The sequence below is a fragment of the Saccharothrix tamanrassetensis genome (genome assembly GCF_014203665.1).
GTDB lineage: Bacteria > Actinomycetota > Actinomycetes > Mycobacteriales > Pseudonocardiaceae > Actinosynnema > Actinosynnema tamanrassetense.
In genome coordinates this window covers 48,248-72,886 of sequence record NZ_JACHJN010000010.1, presented here as the reverse complement: position 1 = coordinate 72,886, position 24,639 = coordinate 48,248, and the positions used below count along the sequence as shown (strand labels likewise).

26 protein-coding genes are annotated in these 24,639 nt (G+C 71.9%); 17 read left to right on the top strand and 9 right to left on the bottom strand.

Going from position 1 to position 24,639, the window contains the following annotated elements; all coding sequences use genetic code 11:
* Position 1: 1 nt before the first annotated feature.
* Positions 2 to 430 (top strand): PH domain-containing protein, encoded by a 429-nt coding sequence (locus tag FHS29_RS28030; protein ID WP_184695649.1) that lies wholly within the window; start codon positions 2 to 4, stop codon positions 428 to 430.
* A gap of 76 nt (positions 431 to 506) precedes the next feature.
* Here the strand turns inward: FHS29_RS28030 and FHS29_RS28025 are convergent, their stop codons facing one another.
* Positions 507 to 1,625 (bottom strand): serine hydrolase domain-containing protein, encoded by a 1,119-nt coding sequence (locus tag FHS29_RS28025; RefSeq protein WP_184695648.1) that lies wholly within the window; start codon positions 1,623 to 1,625, stop codon positions 507 to 509.
* A gap of 277 nt (positions 1,626 to 1,902) precedes the next feature.
* Positions 1,903 to 2,406 (bottom strand): DinB family protein, encoded by a 504-nt coding sequence (locus FHS29_RS28020; protein WP_184695646.1) that lies wholly within the window; start codon positions 2,404 to 2,406, stop codon positions 1,903 to 1,905.
* 538 nt (positions 2,407 to 2,944) lie between these two features.
* Between FHS29_RS28020 and FHS29_RS28015 the strand changes: the two genes are divergently transcribed.
* The gene (locus FHS29_RS28015) at positions 2,945 to 4,279 is read left to right on the top strand and encodes a M28 family peptidase (protein WP_184695645.1); all 1,335 of its coding nucleotides are present in this window, start codon (positions 2,945 to 2,947) and stop codon (positions 4,277 to 4,279) included.
* Here FHS29_RS28015 and FHS29_RS28010 read toward each other — a convergent pair.
* From FHS29_RS28010 to FHS29_RS28000, 3 genes are all read right to left on the bottom strand, one after another.
* A complete protein-coding gene (locus tag FHS29_RS28010) occupies positions 4,236 to 5,222 on the bottom strand; it encodes a helix-turn-helix transcriptional regulator (RefSeq protein WP_184695643.1) in 987 nt (328 codons plus the stop codon). The two genes, FHS29_RS28015 and FHS29_RS28010, sit on opposite strands and share 44 nt — an antisense overlap.
* Before the next feature lie 256 nt (positions 5,223 to 5,478).
* Positions 5,479 to 5,964 (bottom strand): hypothetical protein, encoded by a 486-nt coding sequence (locus tag FHS29_RS28005; protein WP_184695641.1) that lies wholly within the window; start codon positions 5,962 to 5,964, stop codon positions 5,479 to 5,481.
* A complete protein-coding gene (locus FHS29_RS28000) occupies positions 5,964 to 7,463 on the bottom strand; it encodes a helix-turn-helix domain-containing protein (protein WP_312865135.1) in 1,500 nt (499 codons plus the stop codon). The genes FHS29_RS28005 and FHS29_RS28000 overlap by 1 nt, the downstream gene beginning before the upstream one ends.
* Before the next feature lie 334 nt (positions 7,464 to 7,797).
* Here FHS29_RS28000 and FHS29_RS27995 point away from each other — a divergent pair, with 334 nt between their 5' ends.
* The 8 genes from FHS29_RS27995 to FHS29_RS27960 all read left to right on the top strand — a co-directional run bounded on the left by FHS29_RS27995 (position 7,798) and on the right by FHS29_RS27960 (position 15,159).
* The gene (locus tag FHS29_RS27995) at positions 7,798 to 8,289 is read left to right on the top strand and encodes a hypothetical protein (RefSeq protein WP_184695637.1); all 492 of its coding nucleotides are present in this window, start codon (positions 7,798 to 7,800) and stop codon (positions 8,287 to 8,289) included.
* A gap of 13 nt (positions 8,290 to 8,302) precedes the next feature.
* Positions 8,303 to 8,695 carry a Rieske (2Fe-2S) protein gene (locus FHS29_RS27990; protein ID WP_184695635.1) on the top strand — a complete coding sequence of 131 codons (393 nt, stop codon included), beginning with the start codon at positions 8,303 to 8,305 and terminating at the stop codon, positions 8,693 to 8,695.
* Between the two features lie 118 nt (positions 8,696 to 8,813).
* The gene (locus FHS29_RS27985) at positions 8,814 to 9,293 is read left to right on the top strand and encodes a Rieske (2Fe-2S) protein (protein WP_246440925.1); all 480 of its coding nucleotides are present in this window, start codon (positions 8,814 to 8,816) and stop codon (positions 9,291 to 9,293) included.
* Positions 9,294 to 9,532: 239 nt separating this feature from the next.
* Positions 9,533 to 11,503, top strand: a complete 1,971-nt coding sequence (gene uvrC / locus FHS29_RS27980) for an excinuclease ABC subunit UvrC (protein ID WP_184695633.1) — start codon at positions 9,533 to 9,535, stop codon at positions 11,501 to 11,503.
* A 26-nt stretch (positions 11,504 to 11,529) separates the two neighbouring features.
* A complete protein-coding gene (gene rapZ, locus FHS29_RS27975; RefSeq protein ID WP_376774481.1) occupies positions 11,530 to 12,387 on the top strand; it encodes an RNase adapter RapZ in 858 nt (285 codons plus the stop codon).
* Positions 12,384 to 13,445: a gluconeogenesis factor YvcK family protein gene (locus tag FHS29_RS27970; RefSeq protein WP_184695629.1), complete on the top strand. Its 1,062-nt coding sequence runs from the start codon at positions 12,384 to 12,386 to the stop codon at positions 13,443 to 13,445. Before rapZ ends, FHS29_RS27970 begins: the two co-directional genes overlap by 4 nt.
* The gene (gene whiA, locus FHS29_RS27965) at positions 13,436 to 14,422 is read left to right on the top strand and encodes a DNA-binding protein WhiA (RefSeq protein WP_184695627.1); all 987 of its coding nucleotides are present in this window, start codon (positions 13,436 to 13,438) and stop codon (positions 14,420 to 14,422) included. The genes FHS29_RS27970 and whiA overlap by 10 nt, the downstream gene beginning before the upstream one ends.
* Before the next feature lie 86 nt (positions 14,423 to 14,508).
* Positions 14,509 to 15,159, top strand: coding sequence for a response regulator transcription factor (locus FHS29_RS27960; RefSeq protein ID WP_184695625.1), 651 nt, complete (start codon positions 14,509 to 14,511; stop codon positions 15,157 to 15,159).
* On the opposite strand, the gene FHS29_RS27955 is transcribed toward FHS29_RS27960, so the two are convergent.
* A complete protein-coding gene (locus FHS29_RS27955) occupies positions 15,135 to 15,488 on the bottom strand; it encodes a peptidase inhibitor family I36 protein (RefSeq protein ID WP_184695623.1) in 354 nt (117 codons plus the stop codon). The genes FHS29_RS27960 and FHS29_RS27955 overlap by 25 nt on opposite strands.
* Before the next feature lie 285 nt (positions 15,489 to 15,773).
* On the opposite strand from FHS29_RS27955, the gene gap reads away from it, so the two are divergent.
* From gap to FHS29_RS27930, 5 genes are all read left to right on the top strand, one after another.
* The gene (gap, locus tag FHS29_RS27950; protein WP_184695621.1) at positions 15,774 to 16,778 is read left to right on the top strand and encodes a type I glyceraldehyde-3-phosphate dehydrogenase; all 1,005 of its coding nucleotides are present in this window, start codon (positions 15,774 to 15,776) and stop codon (positions 16,776 to 16,778) included.
* 28 nt (positions 16,779 to 16,806) lie between these two features.
* A complete protein-coding gene (locus tag FHS29_RS27945) occupies positions 16,807 to 18,027 on the top strand; it encodes a phosphoglycerate kinase (protein ID WP_184695619.1) in 1,221 nt (406 codons plus the stop codon).
* Positions 18,027 to 18,815: a triose-phosphate isomerase gene (tpiA, locus tag FHS29_RS27940; protein ID WP_184695617.1), complete on the top strand. Its 789-nt coding sequence runs from the start codon at positions 18,027 to 18,029 to the stop codon at positions 18,813 to 18,815. Before FHS29_RS27945 ends, tpiA begins: the two co-directional genes overlap by 1 nt.
* A gap of 91 nt (positions 18,816 to 18,906) precedes the next feature.
* A complete protein-coding gene (secG, locus tag FHS29_RS27935; RefSeq protein WP_184695615.1) occupies positions 18,907 to 19,140 on the top strand; it encodes a preprotein translocase subunit SecG in 234 nt (77 codons plus the stop codon).
* 35 nt (positions 19,141 to 19,175) lie between these two features.
* Positions 19,176 to 19,520 (top strand): RNA polymerase-binding protein RbpA, encoded by a 345-nt coding sequence (locus FHS29_RS27930; RefSeq protein ID WP_033440747.1) that lies wholly within the window; start codon positions 19,176 to 19,178, stop codon positions 19,518 to 19,520.
* A 205-nt stretch (positions 19,521 to 19,725) separates the two neighbouring features.
* Here the strand turns inward: FHS29_RS27930 and FHS29_RS37140 are convergent, their stop codons facing one another.
* Positions 19,726 to 19,923 carry a hypothetical protein gene (locus FHS29_RS37140; protein ID WP_246440924.1) on the bottom strand — a complete coding sequence of 66 codons (198 nt, stop codon included), beginning with the start codon at positions 19,921 to 19,923 and terminating at the stop codon, positions 19,726 to 19,728.
* Positions 19,924 to 20,131: 208 nt separating this feature from the next.
* Positions 20,132 to 20,335, bottom strand: coding sequence for a hypothetical protein (locus FHS29_RS27920; protein WP_184695614.1), 204 nt, complete (start codon positions 20,333 to 20,335; stop codon positions 20,132 to 20,134).
* Between the two features lie 496 nt (positions 20,336 to 20,831).
* Between FHS29_RS27920 and FHS29_RS27915 the strand changes: the two genes are divergently transcribed.
* Both FHS29_RS27915 and FHS29_RS27910 read left to right on the top strand, forming a co-directional pair.
* Entirely contained in the window at positions 20,832 to 21,689 is an 858-nt protein-coding gene (locus tag FHS29_RS27915; protein WP_184695613.1) for a hypothetical protein, read from the top strand.
* On the top strand, positions 21,686 to 23,338 hold the full coding sequence (locus FHS29_RS27910) for a serine/threonine-protein kinase (protein ID WP_312865134.1): 1,653 nt from the start codon (positions 21,686 to 21,688) through the stop codon (positions 23,336 to 23,338). The genes FHS29_RS27915 and FHS29_RS27910 overlap by 4 nt, the downstream gene beginning before the upstream one ends.
* Here FHS29_RS27910 and FHS29_RS27905 read toward each other — a convergent pair.
* Complete coding sequence (locus FHS29_RS27905; protein ID WP_184695612.1) at positions 23,304 to 24,572, bottom strand: sensor histidine kinase; 1,269 nt, start codon at positions 24,570 to 24,572, stop codon at positions 23,304 to 23,306. The genes FHS29_RS27910 and FHS29_RS27905 overlap by 35 nt on opposite strands.
* Between the last annotated feature and the right edge of the window lie 67 nt (positions 24,573 to 24,639).

Genomic DNA, 24,639 nt, shown 5'->3' with positions numbered 1-24,639 from the left:
GGTGGCCGTCGAGTTCCGTCCTCGCAGGATCCGCCGGGTGGCGGTGATCAGCGCGGTGTTCCTGGTCGCGGTGTTCAGCGTGGTCGGCTGGCTGCTGACCGACACGCCGACCGGCGTCATCTTCCGGACGTCCGACCAGGTGGCGATGGTGCTGCTGGGCGTGCTGCTGGCGGGCGGCGTGCTGCTGCTGGCCAGGCCCAGGGTGCGGGCCGACGAGTCCGGCGTGGAGATCCGCAACGTGGTCACCGTGCGCCGGTTCGAGTGGGACCAGGTGCTGCACGTGTCGTTCCCGGACGGCGCGTCGTGGGCGCGGCTGGAGCTGCCGGACGACGAGTACGTGTCGATCATGGCCGTGCAGGCGGTGGACCGCGAGCACGCCGTGTCGGCGGTCCGCGCCCTGCGCGAGCTCCACCGCAGCGCCACCGGCTGAACGGACCCGCCGGACGCCGCCCCGGCGTGGCCGCTGTCCGGGAAGACCGTGCCGCTGGAAAGGCCCTTACGTCGGGTCAGTCCAGCGCGTCGTAGACGGCACCGATGATCGGCTTCACCCGTTCGTCGATGCCCGGAGGCCCGGGGACCACCTGCGTGGTGGTGTACCCGAACGCCAGCCGACGGGCCGGGTCGGCGAACGCGGTGGTGCCGCCGACCCCCTCGTGGCCGAAGGTCGTCGCGTCGACGGTCGGGTCGTGGTGCGGGTGCACCACGAAGCCGCGCCCGAAACGCTGCTCCACCGGGAACGCGGGGGTGGACAGCACGCGGTCGGGCCCCTGCGTCTCGGGCCGCAGGATGTCGGCGATCGTCTCCGGCGTGAACTCGTCCAGCAGCCACGCGTACATCCGGGCCAGGCCGCGCGCGTCGGACACACCGCCCGAAGCGCCGATCCCGGCCGCCCGGTAGCGGCGGTCGGCGGCGGCCTTCACGGCGTCGTCGGGGATCGCCCCGTTCAACGTGAACGCCGTCATCAGGTACGGGCCGATGAACGCCGACATGTCCACGTCGCCCATGCCCTCCGGCACGTCCGGCGCCTCGGTGACCACCTCGGCCAGCCGGTGCTCCTCGGACTCGGGCAACCCGATCCAGAAGTCGGCGCGCGCGGGCGCGGCGATCTCCTCGGCGAAGAACCTCCCCAGCCCCCGGCCGTCCACCCGCCGCACCAGCTCGCCGACCAGCCAGCCGAACGACTGCGCGTGGTAGCCGTAGGCGGTACCCGGCTGCCACGCCGGCTCGGCGGCGGCCAGCGCCTCGGTCACGGTCGCCCAGTCGGTCACGTCGTCGAACGTCAACCCCGGCTCGGGGGCCAGCACGCCCGCCCGGTGCGTCAACACCCACCGGACGAGCGTCGACTCCTTGCCGCGCCGGCCGTACTCCGGCCAGTAGTCGGTGACCGGCGCGTCCAGGTCGAGTCGTCCGCGCTGCACCAGCAGGTTCGCGCACGCGGCGGTGGCACCCTTGGTCGCCGAGAACACCACCTGGATGGCGTCCTCGGGTTGACCGCGCCACAGGTCCACCACCGGCTTGCCGTCCAGGTAGGCGCAGCACTGCGCGGGCGCGTCGCCTCCCGCGCCGAACACTTCCGCCACCCGTTCGAAGCCGGGAGCGGTGGTTCCTTCGACGGTGAGCGGCATCAAGCGTCCCCGATTCGTCTTGTGCGATCACCGCGGATCCCGCTGACCGCCTGAGTCACGCGCAGTTCACTCCTACGAATACCACCTGCGAATACCACCTGTGGACTGATCACACGTACGACGTGATCGTGGGCGCGGCAATGTCGACCGGTGGCCGCGCAGACGGTGGCCTGCCCAGGTCCTCGCGCGCCACCACCCGGCCGCCGAACCGGCCCGGTGCCGGCTCCCCGGATCTTGCACAGGTTGCCACGACGTTCCGCGCGCTGCGGGGCCGCGACTACCGCCGCTGGGCGGATTGTTCGATCTGCTCGCGGAGGATGTCGCCGTGGCCGGCATGACGCGCGAAGTCCTCCATGATGAGCAGGTAGATGAACCTCAGGTTCACGTCGCCGAGGTCGGGGTGTGTCGTGGTGTGGTCGAGGTCGAACTCGGCGGCGATCACGCGCGAGCGCTCGCCGGCGCGCTCGAACTCGGCGATCACGTCGGCCACGGTCTCGTTGTCGCCGACGATGAAACTGGTGTCACCGGCCGTCGTGCCGCCATCGCACTCGCTCTTCGGGACGCCTCCCAGGACGTGCTGGAACCAGATCCGTTCGGCGACCGCGGCGTGCTTGAGCAATCCGATCGGGGTGGTCGGCGACGCGACGAGGCGGCGGCGGGCCTCTGCTTCGGACAGCCCGCGCACCGTGTTGATCAACTCGGCCCGGTTGCGGTCGAGCATGACCTCCAGCAAACGGCGTTCAGCGCCGGTGGTGGTCCGCGGTATCGACCAGGTCGTCATTGTCGGCTCCATTCTGTTCGTGGGGGATGGATCTGGCTGTGTACTCGTGGTTTCCGGTTCGTCGGCGCCCGTTCAACAGGGGCGGATGACCGCGTTGCGCCGCTGGGAGGCGCGTGGTCGACGTTCCGGCGTCCTCGTCAGCCGCCTGACGGAGGCGGGTGATCCGCTCACGCTGGGCGGCCAGGCGCGCGATGGCTCGTGCGCGGACGTCGGTGGGTTCGTCGATCGTGCCGGTGGCCTTCGGCGAGCCGCTCGCCGAGTGGGCGGCTGTCGGCCTTTGATTCGCAAGAACTGCGCGTCGCGAGGTCCGGGATGACGCCGGTCTGTCGCCTCGCGCGCAGGCGTTGATCGAATCCTATCCCAAGGCGGGCTCGTGGTCGAGCGCCGTGGAAGGCGGTGCGGTCGACACCAGGCCCGGAGCCGAACCGGCTGGTCGTCGTGGTGCCGTTGGTGGATCGCTGTCCCCCGACGGCACTCTTCCGGCAGCTCCCGGGCCTGCCTACGTTCTAGTGATCGACCTGAACCTTGGGGGCCTGGGATGCGTAGACGGTCTGTTCTGACAGGTGCGGTCGCGGCGGCGGGCGCGGTGGCGCTGGGGCTCAACCCGGTGGCGAACGCGCAGCGGCCCGGCGCATCCCAGGCACCAGAACTCCTGCTCGGCGACTTCCCGGTGGTGGGCCGGGTGCGGGCGCGGCGGGCGATGGAGCACCTGCGGGTGCTCAGCGACCGGATCGGCCAGCGGATCGGCGGCACCGAGTCGGAGCACCGGGCGCGCGACTACCTCGCGGGCGTGCTGCGGGACCTGCGCTACCGGGTGGAGCTCCAGCCGTTCACCGTGCCGGACAAGTACCTCTCGACGCTGGTGCTGCCGGACAAGTCGACGTGGCACGCGGGCGCGTCCCGGTTCGGCGCGCTCGGCGCCACGGCCTCCGGGCCCGTGGTGGACCTGGACAACGGCGCGTCGCTGCCCGCCGACCTGACCGGGAAGATCGCGCTGCTGGTGAACGTGCCCAGCGGCTCGACCGCGGTGTACGACGCGGCGGCCCGCGGCGCGGCGGCGATCCTGATCGGCCGCGTCCCGGTCCCGCCGGCGGGCAAGACCGGCGCGTTCTCGCCCACGCTGACCGCCGGCCTCACCATCCCGGTGCTGGGGATCGCGCAGGTGCACGTCGAACGCCTGCGCGCCGCCCCGCCTGCCTCGCTGACCGTGTCCACCACCCACCACGCGTCGCTGACCTCGTACAACGTGATCGCCGAACGCCCCGCGACGTTCGGCGGCCAGGGCGTGGTCATGGTGACCGCGCACTACGACAGCGTGCCCGGCTCGCCGGGCGCGAACGACGACGGCAGCGGCACGGCGCTGGTCCTGGAACTCGCCCGCGTCCTGCGCTACCTGCCCACCCACAAGGCGATCCGCTTCGCTCTGTGGGGTTCGGAGGAGCAGGGCCTGCTGGGCTCGCGCCACTACGTCGGTCAGCTCACCGACCCGGACGTGGCGCGCATCGCCGGGGTCTTCCAGAACGACATGGTCGCGACCAGCCACGGCCCGGCCACCGCGTACTGGCTGCTGTCCGTGGACGGCGGCGACAACAACACCACCCGCGAGGTCGCGGCCGCCGCCGAGCGGCTGGGCTACGACCCGCGCGTGCACGGCCCGGTGGCCCGGGGCAGCAGCGACCACGTGCCGTTCCACGACCGCAAGATCGCCGCCGCGAACTTCAGCTGGCGCGGCGAGGGCGGCCCGCACGAACTGGAACCGCTCTACCACACGCCGGAGGACACCATCGCGGCCAACGTCAGCGCCGAACGGCTCCGGGTGTCACTGGAACTCATCGGCGCGGCGGCGTACCGCCTGGCCTGTCGACGGAGCTAGCGGCGTCGAGGAACCGCTCGCCGAGCACCCGCAGGTGCTCGGCGAGTTCGGGCGGCTCCCGCACGTCGAAGTCGATGCCGATCAGCCCGATCCACAGCCCGAGCTCCTCCAGCGACGGCGACCCCACGGTGAGCAGCGTCCGTTCGTCGTCGAGGCGCTCCAGGTGCACGGAGGTCTTGGACGTGCGGATCTCGACCTCCTCCAGCGGCGCGTGCATGACGAGCTTCGCCTGATACGTGTACGGGGCCACGGACAGCTGCCGCGACACGTAAGAGGCCAGATCCTCGGCCGGAGGCTCACGGGGCGTGAAACGCGCGCCCAGCGTCGGCTCCTCGGGGATCCGGTCCAGCCGGAACGTCCGCCAGTCGGCCTTGTCCACGTCCCACGCCACCAGGTACCACCGCCGCCCGGTGTGGGCCAGCCCCAACGGCTCCACGTGCCGCTTGGTGTCCCCTTCCCGCCCCGCGTAGGCGAACCGCAGCCGCTGGTGGTCCCGGCACGCGCCGGCGATCGCGGTCAACGTCTGCGAGTCCACGGTCGCCACCGTCGGCGTGAGCGCGACGGTGTGCGCCTGGAGCGCGTTCACCCGCCGCCGGAGCCGGTGCGGCAGCACCTGCTCCAGCTTCGCCAACGCCCGGACCGACGTCTCCTCGATACCCGCCACGGTGCCGTTGGCGGCCGTCCGCAACCCGACCGCCACCGCCACCGCCTCGTCGTCGTCCAGCAGCAGCGGCGGCAGTTCGGCACCCGCCCCCAACCGGTACCCGCCGGCCACACCGGGCGCCGCGTTCACCGGGTAGCCCAGGGTGCGCAGCTTGTCGACGTCCCGCCGCACGGTCCGCACGTCGACGCGCAGCCGCGCGGCGAGGTCCGCCCCGGTCCAGTCGCGGCGGACCTGGAGCAGGGACAGCAGCTTCAGCAGACGTGCCGACGTTTCCAGCATGGCCGCGAGTCTGGCACCCATTGCGGACAGCTGCTGTCCCGGATTCGGCTCTCCGGTCACCGGACCGGGGAGGCCCGGCACGGCTCCCGAACCACCGGGAACGCGGCGCGGGGCGACCCCGGCCGCGTCGACCCGACCGCGTTCCGGGGTCGCCTCACCCGCATCCGGCCGGACCGCGCCCCGCGGGGGTCGTCGGTCCCGACCGCGACGGCCGGGCGGAGGTGCGGCTGCCGCGTCGCCTCCGCCCGGCCCCCTGTCACGACTTGCGCCTCGCCTCCTCCGGCCACACGACCACCACCGGCACGCCCGACGCGCGTGCCGTCTCGACGACGTCGGCGGTGCCGCCGCGCCCGTCCGGCGGGTTGCCGTCCCAGACCGCGATCAGCAGCTCCACCGACGCGAGCATCCGCTCGTTCGCCATCACGTACGCGGCCCGGCCCGACACCTCGTTCGGCAGCACGCTCACCACGTGGGCCTTCGACAGCAGCTCGTCGTACTCGGCCCGCCGCTCCGGCTTGAGCCGGTCCCGGTAGTCCATGGCGGGCAGCACCGCTTCGACCCGGCCGCCCAGGTCCAGCACCACCCGCGCGAACAGCTGGTCCGCGCCCGGCGCCAGGCAGGTCACCCCGACCAGGGATGACCCGCCCGCCGCCTCGGCCTCCAACGCCTCGCGGATCGCGACCCGCACGGCGTCGACGCAGTCGGGCACCAGATTGCTGTGCCCGGTGATCCCCACGCGCATCAGGCCGTCCGCACTCCGCGAATCGCCTCGCGGGTCTCGCGCACCACCGGGAGGTCGCGGTGGCGCTCGGCTTCCTTGGCGAAGTCCTGCAACTTGCGCACGACCCGTCCGGACGCCAGACCCGCCGCGGTGGGCAGCACGTCGTGGATCAGGCCGCAGGCCTCCTCCGGCTCGCCCGCGACCATCCGCGTGCGCGCCAGCCCGATCACGTCGAACGTCCGGTTGCGCACCCGGGACGGGTCGCGCAGGTCCAGCGCCCGCCGGATGTGCTGCTCGGCCTGCGGCGCCTGCCGCGGGTCGTGCCCGGCCAGGTCCCTCATCCGGGCCCCGATCACACCCTCCAGTTCGGCCTCGTCGAAGGTGTCCAGCCACCACGGCTCCGCGCCCTCCCGGCGCTGCGCGAAGCTGTCCTGCGCCCGTCCCACCGCGCGGTGGAACTCGCGCACCCGGCCCATCTGGGCGTACGCCCACGCCTCCCGGGTGCTCAACAGCGCCTCTAACGTGGGCGTCGCGTTGCGGCGCGTCCCGTACTGGCCCAACTGCACCAGTTCCAGGCCGTCCTCGGGGCGCCCGAGGTCGAACATCTGCCGTGCCATCGCCGCCAGGCACAACGCGGCGAACGGGTCGTTGCGGCCCGCCTTCGCCATGCGCACCCCGAGCACGTAGTACCGCTGCGCGGCGTCGTGCATGCCCGCGTCCCACGACATGCTCGCGGCGACCTTGGACAGCTCCGCGCCGATGAAGAAGGCCCGTTCCGTAGTGGGGCCTGCGGGCGCCCGTGACAACCGCTCGGCCAGTTCCTCCAACTGCCCGAGCACCGCCTTGCGCGCCAGCCCGTACCCGCCTCGTCCGCCCCACCCGCGCAACCCGTCGGCGACGTGCTGCAACGCCGCCAGTTCCTCCTCGCTGATCGCCGCGCTGGACGACCACTTGGACAGGGGTTGCAAGGGGTGGAGCCACCGCTGTAGCGGTTCGACCAGGGTGGGGCCCATAGCCACCGCGGCCGCTCCGGTGAGCGCCGCTCGTCTGCTGATCGCCAAGTCGCTCCTCGCCGTCTCCTCGACCGATCTTGCGATGCTCGACGCGTCCCACGCCGCGGCGAGCACATCGGGCGGGGCGCCGTGTTCCGGGCGGCCCACCTGGCTTGGGATTCCGACGCGGTCGAACCACAGCCGGTCACCGGGAACGCCGAGCGCCCGCGCGAAGTGGCGCAGGCGGTCGATCCGGTCGATCGGGTTCTCACCGGTCTCGTACCGCGACAGCTGCGCCTGGCTGATCCCCAGCCAGGACGCCATGCGGTCCTGGGTGACGCGGCTGACGTGCCGAGGGTGGTGGCGGTAAGCGGCGAGGACCGCTCCCATGTCGCGGTCGGCGAAAGCGGCGACCATCGCCTCGTGGTCCCAGAAGTCGGCCGGCACCTCGGGCGGGCCGTGGATGTCGGTCCGCGCGTTGCGCCGACACCGGTGGCAGAGCCGGTCCGTGTTGTCGGCGGCGATCACCGCTCCGCACAACGGGCAAGCGCGCCTGGTACTGGATGCCCTTCGAGCTTTCGGTTCCATCGGCTCGCTCCCGTCACTGAGCGTGCTCGACAGTCTATCGACATGTGATCGGGAGTCCATGCATTTCATGCATAAGAGGCGGTGGGGCGTCGTGTCGGGGTCCGGTGACGCCGTGTGGTGGATGGGCTTGATGCGTCCGGTGCATGGTTCCCACCCGCGGGCGGTGTGGTCTTCCGCCCCGGTTCCCCGCACCCTGCCGGATGTGCCCGAGCCGGGACGACCCCCGTGCCCGAGCACCCGCCCGCTCCACCCGACCGGGGAGGAACCTCCGCTGATGAGCATCACCGCCACGACCTCCGCAGACAGCAGCCCGCGTTCAGGGCCCCGCGATCGAGCGCACCAGCAGGCACTCGGTGAGGCCATCGCGGGTTACCGGCTCCTGGGCTGGAAGGTGTCCGTCACCGAGCAGGGCGTCTTCCTGCCGCTGGGACCCGCCACCACCGCGCTGGCCATGCCCGCGCGGATCGGCTCCCGCGTGCTGGCCGACCTCAAGGCCAGGATGCTGGCCGGACCCGTCACCGTCATACCCGGACCGCGCGAGCACTGGATCTTCCTCGCCGAACTGGTCGCCCTGCTGCCCACGCACCTCAAGGCGCCGCCGGAGGTCCAGTTCGTCCGCTCGCCGCAGCGGATCGCCCTGCCGCCCACCATGACCCGCTACGGCTCGCTGCGGTGGGCGAACCCGCCGTCGCACTCGCGGCACTGGTTCCCGCCGTTCACCGCCGTGCTGGCCCTGGCCCGGACGGCGACCGCGCAGGACCGTTAGTGAAGATGGGCGGGTGGAACGACGGACGCTGCTGCTGTGCGGCCTGCTCGCCCTGACCGGATGCGGCTCTCCCGCGGCCGCTCGACAGCCCGGCGTGGGTTCCGCCAGGACGGGGGACCGGGTCGCCGGGCTCGCCGATGTCCCGGAGGGCTCCGGGGCGCTGGTGCCGATGCCCGGCGACGGTCAGCTGCTGGTGGTGCGGTCGGCCGACGGGGTCCGGGTGTTCAACCCCGCCTGCCCGCACCAGGGCACGGTCGTCGACCCGCCCGCCGCCGGCGTGATCACGTGCCCGACGCACCGGAGCGCGTTCGACCCGACGTCCGGGGCGGTGCTGTCCGGTCCGTCGCCGAAAGGGCTGGCAGAGGTGCCCGTGCGGGTGTCCGGCGAGGACATCGTGCTGGCCTGAGGCACGCGGCTGTCGATGTCGACAGCTTCACATCCGTCGAAGTGTCGAACCCTCCTGCCCGTGTTCTCGTATTGCGTGTGTGACCGAACGACCACCCACCACACCGCGGAGGACCGGTTTGAGCACCACCGAGAACCCAGGACTGTCCCGTCGCTCGATGCTGTGCGGCGTGCTCGTGGCACTGGCCGTCCCCGGTGGGCCGGCGGCCTGCGGCACGGCCGCCACCCCTCCGGCCGCTCCCGGCACGACGGGCGGCGGATCCGCCCCGACCACGACGGGCGGCGGCCCGACCACCGGCACCCCGACCACGGGCGGCATCGTGTCGCTGGCGGAAGTGCCGGACGGCGGCGGCGTCGTCGTGGAGTCGGGCGGCAGGCAGCTGGTCGTCACCCGCAGCGGCGACACGGTGAAGGCCTTCGACGCCTCCTGCCCGCACGCGGGGACTCCCGTGGGCGCGCCCACCGGCGGCACGATCACCTGCCCGAACCACGGCAGCCAGTTCAGCGCGACGGACGGCTCGTTGAAGAAGGGCCCCGCCACCAAGGGCCTGACGGCGGTCCAGGTGAAGGTCCAGGGCGACCAGGTGGTGCCGGCCTGAGACGCGTCCGCCGAGCGGGGACCGGCGGTGCGTCCACCGCCGGTCCCGCACTATGGGGGAGTGGGCCGATCGCAGCCACGAGACCTGTCACCCAGGCGACCACCGGGCGTGACACTGTCACCGTCCCGGGTGGGTATCGACGTGCCGGTCGTCACTTGAGACGCGTCCGACCAGGCGTGGGGGCCGGGCGAGGGTCGGGCGGGCGATTGATTGTCGGTGGCCGCACGTAGTCTTGTCGGGTGGCCGACCCGTCGACCTATCGCCCTGCGACAGGCACCATCCCGGACGCCCCCGGCGTGTACAAGTTCCGCGACGCGGGTGGCCGCGTGGTCTACGTCGGGAAGGCCAAGAGCCTGCGGCAGCGGTTGAACTCGTACTTCGCCGACATCGCCGGCCTGCACCCGCGCACCCGCCAGATGGTGACCACGGCCGCCGGTGTCGAGTGGACGGTGGTGGGCACCGAGGTCGAGGCGCTCCAGCTGGAGTACAACTGGATCAAGGAGTTCGACCCCCGCTTCAACGTCCGCTACCGGGACGACAAGACCTACCCGGTGCTGGCCGTGACGCTGCACGAGGAGTTCCCCCGCCTGTACGTCTACCGCGGCCCCCGCCGGAAGGGCGTCCGGTACTTCGGCCCGTACGCCCACGCGTGGGCGATCCGCGAGACGCTCGACCTCCTCCTCCGGGTCTTCCCGGCCCGCACCTGCTCCGCCGGCGTGTTCAAGCGGCACAACCAGATCGGCCGGCCCTGCCTGCTCGGCTACATCGACAAGTGCTCCGCGCCGTGCGTGGGCCGGGTCACCGCCGACGAGCACCGGGACATCGTCGAGGACTTCTGCGACTTCCTCGCGGGCAAGACCGACGCGATGGTGCGCCGGCTGGAGAAGGAGATGACGGCCGCCGCCGAGGAGCTGGAGTTCGAGAAGGCGGCACGCCTGCGCGACGACCAGTCGGCCCTCAAGCGCGCCCTGGAGAAGCAGGCCGTGGTCCTCGGCGACGGCACGGACGCGGACGTCGTCGCGTTCGCCCAGGACGACCTGGAGGTGTCCGTCCAGGTCTTCCACGTGCGCGGCGGGCGGGTGCGCGGGCAGCGCGGCTGGGTCGTGGACAAGGTCGAGGAGACCGGCGTCCGGGAGCTGGTCGACCAGTTCGTCACCCAGTTCTACGGCGAGCAGGTGGACTCGGCGCGGGCCAGCGGGGTGGAGTCCGCGCCGGTGCCGCGCGAGGTGCTGGTGCCCGAGCTGCCCGAGGACGCCGCCGCCGTGGAGAAGTGGCTGAGCGACCTGCGGGGGGCGAAGGCCGTGCTGCGGGTGCCGCAGCGCGGTGACAAGCGGGCGCTGATGGAGACCGTCGAGCGCAACGCGAAGGAGGCGTTCCAACAGCACAAACTGCGCCGGGCGGGCGACCTGACCGCCAGGTCGGCGGCGTTGCAGGAGCTCCAGGACGCCCTGGGGCTGGACACCGCGCCGCTGCGCATCGAGTGCACCGACATCAGCCACGTCCAGGGCACGGACGTGGTGGCGTCGCTGGTCGTGTTCGAGGACGGGCTGGCGCGCAAGTCGGAGTACCGGCGCTTCGCCATCCGCGAGGGGGCGGAGCAGGGCGACGTGGGCTCGATCGCGGAGGTGGTGCGCCGGCGGTTCCAGGCGTACCTGCGGGAGAACGCGGACCAGCCCGACGGCGCGCTGCCGGGCATCGACCCGGAGACGGGCAAGCCGCGCCGGTTCGCGTACGCGCCGAACCTGCTGGTGGTCGACGGCGGCGCGGCGCAGGCCCAGGCGGCCTCGGACGTGCTGGCCGAGCTGGGCATCACGGACGTGGCCGTGGTCGGCCTGGCGAAGCGGCTGGAGGAGGTGTGGGTGCCCGGCGAACCGGACCCGGTGATCCTGCCCCGCACCAGCGAGGCCCTCTACCTGCTGCAACGGGTGCGCGACGAGGCGCACCGGTTCGCCATCGCCTACCACCGGCAGAAGCGGTCCAAGCGGATGACGACCTCGGCGCTGGACGACGTGCCGGGGCTGGGGCAGACCCGCAAAGCGGCGCTGCTCAGGCATTTCGGCTCGCTGAAGAGGTTGCGGGAAGCGAGTGTCGAGGAGATCAGCGGGGTGCCCGGCGTGGGCAGGCACACCGCGCAGGCCGTGCACGCGACGTTGAGCGCGGCCGGTACCGAAGGCGTCGGCCGGGCCGACAACCAGAGGGAGCACAAGTGAGCGCACAGGCCGGCGAGAAGTCCGGCATCGAGGTCGCGGTGGTGACGGGCCTGTCGGGAGCGGGCCGGAGCACCGCCGCGAAGTGCCTGGAAGACCTGGGCTGGTTCGTGGTGGACAACCTGCCGCCCGAGCTGATCGCGACGATGGTGGAGCTGGGCGCGCAGGCGCGGGGGGCCATCACCAGGGTCGCGGTCGTGATGGACGTGCGCAGCCGCGCGTTCACCGAGGACCTGGCGGCGGTGATCAAGGACCTGGACGCCCGCGGCTACAAGCCGAAGGTGCTGTTCCTGGAGGCCACCGACGACGTGCTGATCCGGCGGTTCGAGTCGGTCCGGCGCGGTCACCCGCTCCAGGCCGACGGGCGGCTGGCGGACGGCATCGAGGCCGAGCGGATCCTGCTCACGCCGCTGCGCGAGGAGGCGGACCTGGTGCTGGACACGTCCGCGCTGTCGGTGCACCAGCTGCGGGCCAAGATCGAGGACACGTTCGGCACCGAGTCGGCGACCCGGACCCGCGTCACGGTCCTGTCGTTCGGCTACAAGTACGGCCTGCCGATGGACTCCGACCTGGTGATGGACGTGCGGTTCCTGCCCAACCCGTTCTGGATCCCGGAGCTGCGCGAGCAGACCGGCCTGGACGGCGAGGTGCGGAACTACGTGCTGACCCAGGAGGGCGCGGACGAGTTCCTGGACCGCTACCACGAACTGCTGCGGCTGATCGGCGCGGGCTACCGGCGGGAGGGCAAGCGGTACCTGACGCTGGCCGTGGGCTGCACCGGCGGCAAGCACCGCAGCGTGGCCATCTCCGAGGAGCTGGCCTCGCGGCTGGCCGCCGAGGACGGCATGGCCGTGAAGGTCGTACACCGGGATCTGGGACGCGAGTGAGCTCGCCGGCAGTCGGCCCCAAGGCGGTGGCCCTGGGCGGTGGGCGCGGACTCCACGTCACGCTCACCGCGCTGCGGCGGGTGACCGAGGACGTGACCGCGGTGGTGACGGTGGCCGACGACGGCGGCTCGTCCGGCCGGCTGCGCCGCGAACTGGGCCTGTTGCCGCCCGGCGACCTGCGCAAGGCGATGGTCGCGCTGGCCGACCACGACGGCGCCGGGGCGCTGTGGGCGCGGCTGTTCCAGCACCGGTTCGGCGGCACCGGCGCGTTGGCCGGTCACGCGATCGGCAACCTCGTGCTGGCCGGGCTGCTGGAGCAGCTCGGCGACCCGGTGGCGGTGCTGGAGGAGGCCGGCCGGCTGCTCGGCGTGCACGGCCGGGTGCTGCCGATGTGCACCGAGCCGCTGGAGATCGAGGCGGACGTGACCGGGCTGGACGACGACGCCGACGTGGTGCGCCGGATCCGGGGCCAGGTCGCGATCGCCACCACGCCCGGCCGGGTGCAGCGGATCAGGCTGCACGGGCCGGGCGGCCCGGGGGAGCCGCCGCGGGGCTGCGCGCAGGCCGTGGAGGCGGTGCTGGGCGCGGACGTGGTGCTGCTCGGGCCCGGCTCGTGGTTCACCAGCGTGCTGCCGCACCTGCTGGTGCCGGAGCTGAACGAGGCGCTGACCCGGACCGCCGCGAAGAAGGTCGTGGTGCTCAACCTGGTCCCCCAACCGGGGGAAACCGCCGGCTTCTCACCGGAGCTGCACCTGGACGTGTTGTGCGAGCACGCGCCCACGTTGCGCGTGGACGCGGTCATCGCGGACGTCGACGCGGTGCCCGTCCCGGACCGGCTGCGGCGGGCCGCCGCAGCTCTCGGGGCTGCGGCGCACCTGTCGCCGATCGCGCTGGCCGGTTCACCGGACCGCCACGACCCGGTCGCCCTGGCGTCGGGCATCCGCCGGGCGTTGGACGGCCTGCCTGCGGCGGCCGCGGAGCCGTCGAGTACAACCCTGCTGGAACAACGGGAGCGGGGACAACGCGAGACCAGGGGAGGCGATGAGCCGTGGCGATGACGTCTGCGGTCAAGGACGAGCTGAGCAGGCTGGCCGTCTCCAAGACCTGTTGCCGCCGGGCGGAGGTCGCCTCGCTGCTGCGGTTCGCCGGCGGCCTGCACATCGTGGGCGGCAGGGTGGTGGTGGAGGCAGAGCTCGACCTGGGTTCCACCGCGCGCCGGCTGCGCCGCGAGATCCACGAGCTGTACGGGCACCAGTCCGACGTCTTCACCATCACCTCCAGCGGGTTGCGCAAGGGCACCCGGTTCGTGGTGCGGGTGGTCAAGGACGGCGAGGGCCTGGCCCGGCAGACCGGCCTGCTCGACCCGCGCGGTCGCCCGGTCCGGGGACTGCCCGCGCCTGTGGTGTCGGGTGGTGTCTGTGACGCCGAGGCGGCGTGGCGCGGCGCGTTCCTGGCCCACGGCTCGCTCACCGAGCCCGGCCGCTCGTCGTCCATGGAGGTCACCTGCCCCGGTCCCGAGGCGGCGCTGGCGCTGGTCGGTGCGGCCCGCCGGATGTTCATCGGTTCCAAGCAGCGCGAGGTCCGGGGTGCCGAGCGGGTGGTGATAAGGGACGGCGACGCCATCGGCGCGATGCTGACCCGCCTGGGCGCCCACGACAGCGTGCTGGCCTGGGAGGAGCGCCGGATGCGCCGCGAGGTCCGCGCGACCGCGAACCGCCTGGCCAACTTCGACGACGCGAACCTGCGCCGCTCCGCCCGCGCGGCGGTCGCGGCGGCGGCCCGGGTGCAGCGGGCGCTGGAGATCCTCGGACCGGAGGCCCCGGACCACCTGGCGGCGGCCGGCGCGCTCCGGCTGGCGCACCGGCAGGCGTCGCTGGAGGAGCTGGGGCAGCTGTCCGACCCCCAGATGACCAAGGACGCCGTGGCGGGCCGGATCCGGCGGCTGCTGGCCATGGCGGACAAGCGGGCCAAGGAGCTCGGCATGCCGGACACCGAGTCGGCCGTGACGGCGGACATGCTGGAGGCCGAGGTCTAACCCCGGTGACCCCGGACGGGTGACTCGGACCGAAGCCGGTCCGCCCGCGGCCGGCCCTGGCTACCCTCGTCGCCGGGGGGAAACCGATGATCAGCGTGCTTGTCGCGGCGCCGGACCAGGTCGTCCGGGCCGGGATCGCGGCCTTGCTCGGGGCGGCCGACGGCGTGGACGTGGTGGCCGAGGCGGGCAGTGCGACCGGGGCGGTGGCCGGCGTCGCCGCGCACCGGCCCGAGGTCGCGGTCGTGGACGGCGGGTTCGACCTGCGTGGCGTCAGCCGGGTGGCCGACGGTGCCACCAGGGTCATCGCCCTGGTGGACGACCGGTCGGACGAGGCCGTCTGCCGGGCGCTGCGGGCCGGTGCGTCCGGCGTGGTGGAGCGGGCCGCCTCGGCGGACGCGCTCGTGCACGCCGTCTGCACCGTCGCCACCGGTGGCCTGCTGCTCGGCGAGGACTTCGTGCGCCGGTTGGTGGAGGCCTACCGGCCCCGGGCACAGGACGTCCTCGCCGAGCGGCTGGCCAGGCTGACCGCCCGCGAGGCCGAGGTCCTCGGCATGGTCGGCTTCGGGCTGCGCAACGCCGAGATCGCCCGCCGCCTCGTGATCAGCGAGTCGACGGTCAAGACGCACCTCAACCGGGCGATGGCGAAGCTGGACGTCTCCAGCCGCGCCCAGGTGGTGGTGGTCGCCTACGAGTGCGGACTGGTGGTGCCCGGTCAGCACTTCCTCAACGAGCTGTAGGCGTTGGAGTTGAGCAGCTGGTCGCCCCGCGCGCCGGGCTGGAAGACACCGCCCTGGTTCACGTAGTCGTGCTCGAGGTACAGGCAGAACGCGCTCGCGTTGCGGTTCCACAGGCTGTCCGCGCGGTTGTCCATGCTCTGGCCGGCCAGGTTCGGCGAGCCGATCTTGAACCAGGCCATCGCGCCCTGGCCGTTGGGCAGGTCGAACAGGCAGATGTTGCCCGCCGGGCAGCGGTCGTAGCCGGTGGCGGCCTGGGCCGTGCCGGTGCCGAAGCCGACGGCTGCCACGACTACCGCCGCGGCCACGAGCGCATTCTTGACGGTGGACATCGGAGTCCCCCCACTTCTCGATGACGGGTTGTCAGGTCGAAATGACGCTATGCGGTCGGCTGGGTACTGTCGTCGTACCGGCAGCCGACTCCGGGGTGGACTTCCGCGTTACCCGCAGTGGCGGTTACTGAACGGTAACGCTGGATTTTCTTGTTCGATAAAGAGATCCTGGTGATCCACGTGACCAGGGGCGCAGCGCGGAGGCTAGGCTGGTTCGCGGCTGCTGTGACAGTCAATCCGCACGCCCACTGGCGCATCGCCAGTCGAGTATCGAGGAGACTCACCGTGACGGTTCGCGTAGGTGTCAATGGTTTCGGCCGCATCGGTCGCAACTTCTGGCGCGCCGTTCAGGCCAGCGGGCACGACATCGAGATCGTCGCCTTCAACGACCTCGGTGACGTCAAGACGATGGCCCACCTGCTGAAGTACGACAGCATCCTCGGCCGTCTCCCGCACGACGTGAAGGTCAACGACGAGGGCATCGAGGTCGACGGCAAGACCATCAAGGCGCTGGCCGAGCGCGACCCGGGCAAGCTGCCCTGGAAGGACCTCGGCGTGGACGTCGTGGTCGAGTCGACCGGCTTCTTCACCGACGCCGCCGCCGCCCGCAAGCACGTCGACGAGGGCGGCGCCAAGAAGGTCATCATCTCCGCGCCGGCCAAGGGTGAGGACCTCACCGTCGTGCTGGGCGCGAACCACGAGCAGTACGACGGCTCGCAGACCGTCATCTCCAACGCCTCGTGCACCACGAACTGCCTGGCTCCGCTGGCCAAGGTGCTGCACGACGCGTTCACCATCGAGCGCGGCCTGATGACGACGATCCACGCCTACACCCAGGACCAGAACCTCCAGGACGCGCCGCACAAGGACCTGCGCCGCGCCCGTGCCGCCGCGCTGAACATCGTGCCCACCAGCACCGGTGCCGCGAAGGCGATCGGCCTGGTCCTGCCCGAGCTGAAGGGCAAGCTCGACGGCTACGCCCTGCGCGTGCCCGTGCCCACCGGCTCGGCCACCGACCTGACCGTGACCGTCGGCCGCGAGACCACCGTGGAAGAGGTCAACGCCGCCTACCGGGCCGCCGCCGAGGGCGCGCTCAAGGGCTACCTCCGCTACAACGAGGACCCGATCGTGTCCTCGGACATCGTCACCGACCCGGCGTCCTGCATCTACGACGCGCCGCTGACCAAGGTCATCGGCAATCAGGTCAAGGTCATCGGCTGGTACGACAACGAGTGGGGCTACTCCAACCGCCTCGCCGACCTGGTCAACCTGGTCGCCGGCAAGCTCTGACCCCAGGCCACCGAGCGGAAGACCGGTTGTGAAGACTCTCAGCGACCTCCTCGCCGAGGGTGTGTCGGGTCGGCGCGTCCTGGTGCGCGCCGACCTGAACGTCCCCCTCGACAACGGCAAGATCACCGACGACGGCCGTGTGCGCGCGTCGGTGCCCACCCTCAAGGCGCTGGTCGACGCGGGCGCCCGCGTCCTCGTCGCCGCGCACCTGGGCCGCCCCAAGGGCGGACCCGACCCGCAGCTCTCCCTCGCCCCGGTCGCCGTGCGGCTGGGCGAGCTGCTCGGCCGGAAGGTCGGGATCGGCACCGAGGCGGACGGCGACGGCACCGTCGTGCTGCTCGAGAACATCCGCTTCGACCCCCGTGAGACCAGCAAGGACGACGCCGAGCGGGAAGCCCTGGCGGACGAGCTGGCGGCGAAGGCGGACGCGTTCGTCTCCGACGGCTTCGGCGTCGTGCACCGCAAGCAGGCGTCGGTCTACGACGTGGCGAAGAAGCTCCCGGCCTACGCGGGCGGTCTGGTGCTGGCCGAGGTGGAGGTGCTGCGCAAGCTCGCCTCCGGCGGCGCCGGGGACCAGATCGCCGCCGACCTCCGTCCCTACGTGGTCGTGCTGGGCGGCGCGAAGGTGTCCGACAAGCTCGGCGTCATCGCCAACCTGCTCACCAAGGTCGACCGCCTGCTCATCGGCGGCGGCATGGCCTACACCTTCCTCAAGGCCCAGGGCCACGAGGTCGGCAGGTCGCTGCTCCAGGAGGACCAGCTGGAGAAGGTGGCCGGGTTCCTCAAGGACGCCGAGACCCGCGGCGTCGAACTGGTGCTGCCGGTCGACGTGCTGGCCGCGGCCGACTTCGCCGCCGACGCCGAACACGACGTGGTCGACGCGACCGCCATCCCGGCGGACCGCCAGGGCCTGGACATCGGCCCGAAGTCGCGCGACCTGTTCGCCGCCAAGCTCGCCGACGCGCGGACCGTCTTCTGGAACGGCCCCATGGGCGTGTTCGAGTTCGAGGCGTTCGCGGGCGGCACCCGCGCGGTCGCCGAGGCGCTGATCGGGAGCGACGCGTTCACCGTCGTCGGCGGGGGGGACTCCGCCGCCGCCGTGCGCGCGCTCGGCCTGCCCGAGGACGGCTTCTCGCACATCTCCACCGGCGGCGGGGCCTCCCTGGAGTTCCTGGAGGGCAAGGACCTGCCCGGCGTCTCCGTGCTGGAACAGGCCGGGTCGCACACCTCCACCGAAGGCGGTGCCTGATGGCCGCGCGCCAGCCCCTCATCGCCGGCAACTGGAAGATGAACCTCAACCACCTCGAGGCCATCGCCCTGGTGCAGAAGATCGCGTTCTCCCTGCCGGAGAAGTACTTCGCCAAGGTCGAGGTGGCGGTGCTGCCGCCGTTCATCGACATCCGGTCCATCCAGACCCTGGTCGACGGCGACAAGCTGCTGCTCAAGTACGGCGCGCAGGACCTGTCCCCGCACGACTCGGGCGCGTACACCGGTGACGTGTCCGGCCCGATGCTGGCCAAGCTCGGCTGCTCCTACGTGACCGTGGGCCACTCCGAGCGGCGCGAGTACCACCACGAGGACGACGCGCTGGTCAACAAGAAGGTCAAGGCCGCGCTCAAGCACGGCATCACCCCGATCTTCTGCCTCGGCGAGCGGTTGGAGGTGCGCGAGGCGGGCGACCACGTCGAGCACTGCACGAACCAGCTCGTGGCGGGCCTCAAGGGCGTCACCGCCGAGCAGGCCAAGGGCGTCGTCGTCGCCTACGAACCGGTGTGGGCCATCGGCACCGGCAAGGTGGCCTCGTCGTCCGACGCGCAGGAGGTGTGCGCGGCGCTGCGGGCGAAGCTGGCCGAGCTGTACGACGAGGACGTGGCTTCGGCCGTTCGGGTGCTCTACGGCGGGTCGGTGAAGTCCGGCAACATCGGCGAGCTGGTCGGGCAGAAGGACGTCGACGGCGCCCTGGTGGGCGGTGCGAGCCTGGACGCCGACGAGTTCGCCAAGCTCTGTGCCCTGGCGGCCGGCGGACCTCTACCCTGAGGGTGCCGAACATCCCCGACCACTGCGGTGGTCCACGGTCGGCAGTCGACCGGGTACTCTGTGGCGTCACCTGCCTGACAGCGAGGAAGAAATGATCCTGTTCCTGCAGATCCTGTTGATCGTCTCCAGCGTGCTGCTGATCCTGCTCGTGTTGCTGCACCGAGGCCGTGGCGGTGGTCTGTCCTCGTTGTTCGGCGGCGGAATGCAGTCGAGCCTGTCCGGGTCGAGCGTGGTGGAGAAGAACCTGGACCGCCTGACGCTGTTCGTCGGCGCGATCTGGGTCATCGCCATCGTCGGCATCGGGCTGTTGCTCAAGGTCAACTGACAGAGGGAATCCACGTGGTGGGGGTGTGAGGGTCGATGGCTGGTGGTAACGCGATTCGCGGTACCCGCGTCGGCGCAGGCCCGATGGGTGAGTCGGAGCGCGGCGAGTCCGCGCCCCGTCGTCGGGTGTCGTACTGGTGCGCCAACGCGCACGAGTCGCGTCCGTCGTTCGCGGTCGAAGCGGAGATCCCGGAGAACTGGGACTGCCCCCGGTGCGGTCTGCCGGCGGGCAGGGACGAGCAGGCTCCCCCTGCTCCTCCGCGCAACGAGCCGTACAAGACGCACTTGGCGTACGTGAAGGAGCGCCGCTCCGACGCGGACGGCGAGGCGATCCTCGAAGAGGCGCTCATCAAACTGCGCAAGCAGCGCGAAGAGCCCTAGCTGCAAAGAACGCGCCCGACGGCCCCCTTGGCACCCGCCACGGGGGCCGTCGGCGTAACCGGACGCACCACCGGCAAGGCGCGCCCCCACCCAACCACCGCCCCACCCCCCGGAGGCCTGCCCAGCGGCGAGCGCCCGCTTTCACTCTCCTCGTGCTTCACTCTCCGCTTTCACCCCACGCAACCGCGCCCCCACCACCACAACCTCAGGCCACCCGCCGCCACGCACTGAACTGCCGACGCAGCAACATCGCCCCCACCAGCACGAAGAACACCAGCACCATCAACGTCGACGTAGTCCCACCCGTAGAACTGGTCAACGCGACCTCCACACTCCCCACCAGGATGATCCCGCAATCGGCCCGGACCACGTGCCGTCCGGGCTCGATCGTCGCGAATTCCACCCGAGTGCTGAACGTCCCCGATGAATCGGCCCGAGTCCGTCCCACATCCTCACCCAGCGAACTCAGCCGCACCTCGGACCCGGGCCGGCACCCCGTTCCGGTCGCCGTCAACGGATCCCCGGGCTGGATGTTGTCCTTGTCCAACATCAACGCCCCGTCCCCGCCGTCGAACGCCGGGGGAGTGCCAGGCGCCGCACTACCGGAACTCTCACCACCAGTGGTGGTGGTCGTCGAAGTCGGCGTGGTGGTCGTCGCGGTAGTAGTAGACCGTGAAGTCGTGGTGGTAACCGGCGGCGCCGTCGTAGTAACCACCGGCGGAGTCGTAGTGGTGGTGACAGGCGGCACCGTGGTCCTGGTCGTAGTGGGAGCCACCGTCACTGTGAAAGTCCCCCGCGCGATGCTCCCCCGACACACCGTCCGCAACACCACCGTGTGCCCACCGGCACCCGCCGAAGCGGGCACCGTGACCCCTACCGACCCGCTCCGACTCTGCGCGGGCGTAGCCAGGACGGTCCACGCGTTGTCCCACAGCACCTGCATCCGCTGGTAGCAGTCCGGATCCCAGGCGAACCCCGACCACCCCACCGTGAACCCGGACCCCGCCACCCCCGTGTTCGGCGTCAACGTGATGACCGGCGCCTGCTGCCCCAACGCCGGCACCTCCCGCCCGAGCCCTTCCCGCCCGAACCCCTCCCGCCCCGACACCGGAGCAGCCTCCGAGACCGAAGTGGACACAAGCGAGGTAACGCCATAGGCGATGGCACCGAGTAGAGCTAGTGTTCCTGCCGATCGCATGCCGACTCCCGGACTCGTCCGCGTCCCCTGAACTTCGAGGTGCCCCTGTGAGACGCATTATGAGCAGGGTCGGTTTACCGCCTCTTGCCGGTATCTCACTCGTAACCACACTCGTGACCTCACTCGCGCTCTCCCTGCCCCTCCAGTTCTTCGCGCCCACTCCCGCCATCGCCCAAGCCACCCCCGACACCGTCACCCTGAGCGCCACAGTGGATGGCACCCCCGTGGGCAACGACGACCTGGTCCTGGACCCGACCGGCTCGGCCCGCATCTCGGTGACCGTCCACAACAGAACCGACACCGTGCGCCACGTCAAGACCGTCCGCCTCTCCGGTACAGCCCTGGCGCTCACCTTCTTCTCCTACGACACAACGGTTCCCTTCGACGTCCCGGCCAAGGAGAGCGTCACCAAGGCCTTCGTCCTGGACCTGACCCAACTGGGCACGCAGGCAACCGGCCTGCTCCCCACCGACATCGAGGTCCTGGACGTCCAACGCGACGTCATCGCCACCATCAGCACCACGGGCGACGTCCGAGGCTCCGTCTGGTCCGTCTACGGCATCTTCGGCATCGCCGTCTTCGCCCTGACCGCCCTCGCCTGGATCGGCGCCCTCTGGGCCCTGGCCCGCCGCCGCCTCCCGGCCAACCGCTGGCAACGCGCCATGCAGTTCCTCCCCGCCGGCATCGGCACCGGCCTGGTGGCCGTCATCTCCCTCTCGGTCCTCCGCGTCATGGCACCCTCCCCGGCAGCCGAGATCCCGTTCATCCTCGGCGCCGCCGCCGCCGCTTTCGCACTCGGCTACCTAACCCCCCACCCCCACCAGGACCACCTCCACCGAGACCAGCACCCCCACCAAGACCAGCACCAAAACCGACACCCGCACCAAGACCAGCACCAGCACCAGCACCCACCCATCGACCCCGAAGCCACCCAACGCATCACCCGCCCCCTCCCCGGCGGTGCCGCGTGACCGAGGCAGCGTCCCCCGGCGTCATCGCCGCCCTGCCCCAGTACGACATCGGCCCCCGGATCGGCCACGGCGGCATGGGCGTCGTCTACGCCGGCGTGCACCGCCCACTGGGCCGCCCGGTGGCGGTCAAACGCCTCCCGCACGTCCTGGCCGAGGACGCCGCGATGAGCGCCAGGTTCGAGCGCGAGGCACGCCTGCTGGCCCGCCTGGACCACCCGCACATCGTCCCGGTCTACGACTACGTCCAGGACCACGGCGAACACCTGCTGGTGATGGAGAAACTGGACGGCGGCACGGTCTGGTCCAGGTTCTCCGAACGCGGCTGCACCCCGTCCGAGTCCTGCGCCATCGCCCTGGCCACCCTCTCCGGCCTGCACGCCGCGCACGGCGCGGGCGTCCTGCACCTGGACGTGAAGCCCAAGAACCTCCTGTTCACCGCCCAAGGCGCGCTGAAGGTGGCCGACTTCGGCATCTCCCAGGTCGTCAGCGAAGGCGCGACCCTGGTGACCCACGGCGGCCAGGTCCTGGGCACCCCCGCCTACCTCTCACCCGAGCAGGCGCTGGGCAACCCCCTGAGCCCCGCCGCCGACGTCTACGGCACCGCCACGGTCCTCTACGAACTCCTCAGCGGACGCCTGCCGTTCGACAGCGGCGGCGGCGCGCTGGCCATGATCCAGCGCCACGTCCACCAGCAACCCCGTCCCCTCACCGAAGCCGAAGTCCCCGCCCCGCTCGCCCGGGTCGTCATGCGAGGCGTGGCACGCGATCCGCACGCCCGCTACCGCAACGCGGAGACCTTCGCGATCGACCTGGCGGGTGCGGCGGCCGAGGTCTTCGGCCCCGACTGGCTGATGCGCGTCGGCCTGCCCGTCCACCTGGCACCGCAGGTGGCCTCCGCCAGCACCCGGCCGTCCACCCGGCCCTCGGTACCCCGCGAAACCCTGGACATCCCGGTCCGGGCCACCACGGTGGACGCCCTGTCGCCGCCGGCCGTCCTCGGCGGGCAACCCCTGGTCCCCGCCCGCGACCTGATCGAAAGACGCGGGCCCGCCCGCCGGCTCGTGCCTGCCGCCGCCCTCCTCGCGGCCGTCATGCTGGCCCTGCCCTTCACCGTGCCCGACCGCGACCTGCCCGTCCTGGAACGCGACCTCGGCAGACCCGTCGCCGTCGACGGCGTCACCGAGCCGGCCACCCTCCGGATCACCGCCGCCGGCATCACCCTCGCCGAGGCCACCGCCACCCCGCCGAACGCGTTCGAACTGCCCGGCGCGGCCCGCTGGATCATCGGCGGCGCGGCCTTGGCCACCGTCGAGTCCGGCGGCAAGACCACCGAGTACTCGCTGCGACCCACCACCAACCCCATGATCAGCGTCATGGGCGCGGGCAGCGCGGTACTCCTGCTGTTCACCCTCGCCTACCTGGAGTCCCTGCTCCGCTCGCTGCGCCGACGCCAGTCCGGTCCGGCAGCGGTGGTGGCAGCCGCCCCTCTCGGCTTCGGCCTCGGCGCAGCGGTCTGGTTCCTGCCGTCCGTGCTGCTGCGGCACGAACCGGCTCTGCTGCCCGCGGTGGTCTGCGGCGCGCTGGGGCTCGCCGCGGCCGTGTGCACCGCGGTGGCTACCCGTCGAGCTGCCGTGCCAGCGGGAAGGTGACGGCGACCCGGAACCCGCCGTCCTCGGCGGGCCCGGCTTCGAACGTGCCGTCCAGCAGGGCTGCCCGCTCCCGCAGGCCCACCAGCCCGTGCCCGCCGCTGGGCAGGGACGAGCACTCGTGCCGGGCCGGGGCGTCGTTGCGGATCTCCACCCGCAACTCGTCGGGGTCCGCCTGGACGTGCACCGCGGTGGTCGCCCCGCCGGCGTGCTTGCGCACGTTGGTCAACGCCTCCTGCACCGTCCGGTAGACGGCGCCCGAGATCGGCGCGGGCAGGTCGCCCACCGGTCCCTGGACGGTCAGGGACGCCGGGATCCCCGCGCCGGCCACCAGCTGCGGCAGCTCCTCGATCCGGGGCTGCGGCGAGTCGTCACCGCTGGTCGTGCGCAGCACGCTGACCAGCTGCCGCAACTCGTCCAACGTCCGGGTGCTCAACGACCGGATGGTGCCGGCGACCTGCTGGGCGTCCGGGTCCGCGACGGCGACCCGCAGTGCTCCCGCCTGCATGGCGATCAGGCTCACCTGGTGCGACACCACGTCGTGCATCTCACGGGCGAGGCGGGCGCGTTCGTCGGCACGCACGGCGTGGGCGTGCAGCAGTCGCTCCCGTTCGCGGCTGACGGCGAGCTCGGCTATCCGGGCGGACAGCTCCTCCCGGGCGTGCACGAGCAGGCCGATGGCGATCGGCATCCCGGCCACGATGCAGCCGTAGATGGCGTCGTGGATGTGGGTCGTCCAGGGCAGTGCGACGAAGTCCTCCGGCGGCCACAGGAAGAACCGGCTCAGCCACACCAACCCGGCGGCGATGTAGGTCTGCGTGGACAGCAGCCTCTGCCTGGCCAGCGTGCCCAGGGCGATCATCGCGGCGAGCTGCGCCATGCCCGCCAGGAACCCCGGCACGGTGAGCAGCACGACCAGGAACGGGAACCGCCGCCGGAACGCCACCGCGACCACCGCGATGATCGACAGCACGTAGTTGTAGGACTTGGCGTCCGGCGCGAACCAGAACCACACGTCGAACGCAGCGATCGCCACCGCGCCCACGTCGAGGAACACCTGCCGGTGCTTGGCCAGCCGGGCCCGCAGTCCGCGGGCAGCCCGGCGCACCCGCTCGGCCGGGACGCCATTGACCCCGCCGCTCGGCAGCGTTTCGACAGCGTTGCCGGCCAGGACTCGCCCTCCCGTGTCAGCCATCCGCTGGTCGTCACCGTACTGCGCTGTCAGCACGCTTGGCATGACCCGCTCCTCCGCCCGCGAAGTGCTCGCCTCGCCCCGCCTCACCCAACGAGACGCCTTGATTACC